We start from the raw sequence: 2687 nt of genomic DNA, 5'->3' as shown, positions 1-2687 counted from the left end.
CGCAATGTGTTAATGGGCAAAAGGTCGATGGATCGAATTGCACGGGCCAAAGAAAAGGGAGAGACCAAAGGTTTTATGAAGATTCTCATTGACGCCGATACCGACGAAATCCTTGGCGCGGCGATACTCGGAATTGAGGGGGACGAAATTATCCACTCCATCCTGGATATCATGTACGCCGACGAACCCTATACGACCATCAAGAGAGCCGTGCATATTCATCCCACGGTTTCGGAGTTGATTCCGACGATGCTGGGGAACCTTGAGCCATTCAAGGGCTAACCCCATTTTATTCTTTGGCCCACGTCAGTGCGTGATGATCAAAGCCATTAAAAATAGAGGGTTTTATAATCTGAAAGTAGGGCGATACATCAAAATCACGTGGTGCGAATAAACTGTGATGACGTATATGTAGAATTTCTTCATGTGACCAGGTGGACTGCGTGATATATTTGATGGCCATGCTAATCCGGCTGGTACCGTCAATTAACAGTACATCGCCAGGCTGCAAGGCCGCCTCCAGGGCTTCCCTGGAACACGTGGCGATAGACTCCTGCTCTTCATCCGTTTGGGATAGAAAGCGAGCAAGCCGGTAACCTAAACCACTGAGCACGGGGATCATAGCATCAAAATATTATCAATATTAGTTCACCAAACCGCACTGCCTGTCGTTTTTTGTTACTCAGAATAAATTTCTGTCCCTGGCCAAAACACCAGCCACGCAAACGCAAAGTAGTCGCCAAAGGTAACCCTTTCGAGCTGTTTTCCCTTGTAGGGACCTTTTACCGCTATGCCAGTAACAGTCCACACCGACCCTGTTTGCTCATCTACAATACGATCCTCCTCAAGGGTAAAGCTCAGCTCCTTGCCGGCGATCCATGAACGGGCCTCGCCGGGGGAAATAAACGCAGGATCGTCGATGGAGGGGATTCCGTCTTTGGGAGGGCCTCCTCTTTTTAGCTCATCAAGTTCAATAAGAGCTTTATTGGTATCAGTGCTCCATTCCCGCGGCAAGCGATCCTGACTAATTGCGATCATGGGAATTCCAATCGTCAATATTATTACATAACTTAACCGGAAAGGGTTGAAGGGAAGCATAACTCTTTTTATTTACCATTTGATATAAAAAAGCAAAGAATGAACAGCATGCTCAACTGGTTTAAGAGACGTCTTAAGGGGGAAGCTTCTTACGAGACCAACGAAGAATGGATCGAAGCGTTGACGGAGCCTGTGGATGAACGTGCTGTAGAGCAGTTACGGGGAAAGCTTATCCGGGGACTTAAGCCGGCCCTTCACAAGTACGTAGACCGGGAGCTGGAACAGTTTGTGGAAGATGTTGCCCAGGATGCCCTGCTTAAAATACTGGACAACATTGAATCGTTCCGGGGAGACAGTAAACTCATCACATGGGCCATGAAGATCGCCGTCCGGGAGGGTCTCACGGAGCTTCGCCGAAAAAAATATGACGATTCCTCTATTGAAGATTTCAAATACCCCGATGAAGAGGGACGCAATGAGTTAACTTCGCTCACCTTTGCCACTGATTTGCCGGATCCCGGCGAAACGGCCCACGAACAAATGATGCTCAAGAGGGTATTGCGTATTATTAATAACGACCTGACGGACAAACAAAAAAAAGCCATTCATGCGCTCATGATCCGGGGGCATTCGGTTACGATTGTGGCCGAGCAAATGAATACCAACAGGAATGCCCTTTACAAACTGGTCCATGATGCCCGAATGAGAATCAAGAATAAACTTGAACTGGAAGGTATTGATCCCGATGAACTATTTAACAAAATGTAAGATAATGACACCTGATGTTGTCAAAGTGAGGAATAAAAGCAAGATTTAGCGTATGAAGATCACCAGGATATTTATTAAAAAACTTGTAACCGCTGCCACCAAAACCCGTCCGGATGAAATCGGATGCGACGACTGTTTTGAACAGCTCCATGAATTTGCTGAGATGAAACTGGAGGGCAAATCCCCCGAAGAAGCGATGCCGCTTGTGGAAGATCACCTGAAGAGATGTGGGGAATGCCGTGAGGAATATGAGGCGTTGCTGGAAGCACTTAAAAATACTCAAGCTTTTTCAGAATGATAATCATCAGCTGCACCGACCATACCAAACTGACAATCGGTGTCCATAGTATACAATTTTTCCAAGGTGGTTATAGTTTGCTGTGTTAGTAATTCGGTAATCCCGAACTGAATGATCGGTACGGAACTTTGGTTTTTCCGTAAACCAAAGGTTCAGCGGATATTCGTTGTATACGTAAAGAAACTTGCAACTAACAGAGCTATTGATGGAAAATCAGGTTAAGGAATATCAGCCAACCATGCTGAAAGAGGTGTTGCATGGGTTACGTAAATCGCAAAAAAAACTTCCCAGCAAATTTTTTTATGATGAACGGGGATCACAGTTATTTGAGCAAATTACCAGACTGGATGAATACTACCCCACCCGAACCGAAATGGCCATCATGCGGGAAAATATGCCGGAAATCATCAGGCAGATCGGAAGTGAGACCGTGTTAGTCGAACTGGGCAGTGGCAGCAGTGAAAAAACGAAGTTATTGCTTGATCATCTCTCGCATGTCATTGCTTATATCCCTGTTGAAATATCGGAAAAATTTCTGTCGTCGGTTGCAGGACATCTCAGGAGATCGGAAGAGCACACGTCT

Annotated in this window: 5 protein-coding genes and 1 pseudogene; 4 read left to right on the top strand and 2 right to left on the bottom strand. The window is 45.9% G+C overall.

The window, feature by feature from the left end; translation table 11 throughout:
* Positions 1-282: pseudogene (locus ACESLU_RS13945) on the top strand (pyruvate/2-oxoglutarate dehydrogenase complex dihydrolipoamide dehydrogenase); the annotation flags it as partial.
* A gap of 7 nt (positions 283-289) precedes the next feature.
* Here ACESLU_RS13945 and ACESLU_RS13940 read toward each other — a convergent pair.
* Entirely contained in the window at positions 290-622 is a 333-nt protein-coding gene (locus tag ACESLU_RS13940; RefSeq protein ID WP_372639239.1) for a hypothetical protein, read from the bottom strand.
* A gap of 56 nt (positions 623-678) precedes the next feature.
* Complete coding sequence (locus ACESLU_RS13935) at positions 679-1038, bottom strand: DUF3179 domain-containing (seleno)protein (RefSeq protein ID WP_372639238.1); 360 nt, start codon at positions 1036-1038, stop codon at positions 679-681.
* Between the two features lie 99 nt (positions 1039-1137).
* Between ACESLU_RS13935 and ACESLU_RS13930 the strand changes: the two genes are divergently transcribed.
* The 3 genes from ACESLU_RS13930 to ACESLU_RS13920 all read left to right on the top strand — a co-directional run.
* Positions 1138-1806 carry an RNA polymerase sigma factor gene (locus ACESLU_RS13930; RefSeq protein ID WP_372639237.1) on the top strand — a complete coding sequence of 223 codons (669 nt, stop codon included), beginning with the start codon at positions 1138-1140 and terminating at the stop codon, positions 1804-1806.
* 52 nt (positions 1807-1858) lie between these two features.
* Complete coding sequence (locus ACESLU_RS13925; protein ID WP_372639236.1) at positions 1859-2104, top strand: anti-sigma factor; 246 nt, start codon at positions 1859-1861, stop codon at positions 2102-2104.
* Positions 2105-2309: 205 nt separating this feature from the next.
* Positions 2310-2687 (top strand): L-histidine N(alpha)-methyltransferase (locus ACESLU_RS13920; RefSeq protein WP_372639235.1); only part of this gene is annotated, 378 nt, incomplete at its 3' end.

This window comes from Fodinibius sp., from assembly GCF_041642155.1.
Lineage (GTDB): Bacteria > Bacteroidota > Rhodothermia > Balneolales > Balneolaceae > Fodinibius.
The sequence above is the reverse complement of the archived record's forward strand: the minus strand, read 5'-3'. Positions and strand labels throughout refer to the sequence as shown.

Bases quoted from the DNA above. Each gene is read 5' to 3' on its own strand.
- ACESLU_RS13940 (WP_372639239.1), bottom strand. From the start codon at position 622: ATGATCCCCGTGCTCAGTGGTTTAGGTTACCGGCTTGCTCGCTTTCTA.
- ACESLU_RS13935 (WP_372639238.1), bottom strand. From the start codon at position 1,038: ATGATCGCAATTAGTCAGGATCGCTTGCCGCGGGAATGGAGCACTGAT.
- ACESLU_RS13930 (WP_372639237.1), top strand. From the start codon at position 1,138: ATGAACAGCATGCTCAACTGGTTTAAGAGACGTCTTAAGGGGGAAGCT.
- ACESLU_RS13925 (WP_372639236.1), top strand. From the start codon at position 1,859: ATGAAGATCACCAGGATATTTATTAAAAAACTTGTAACCGCTGCCACC.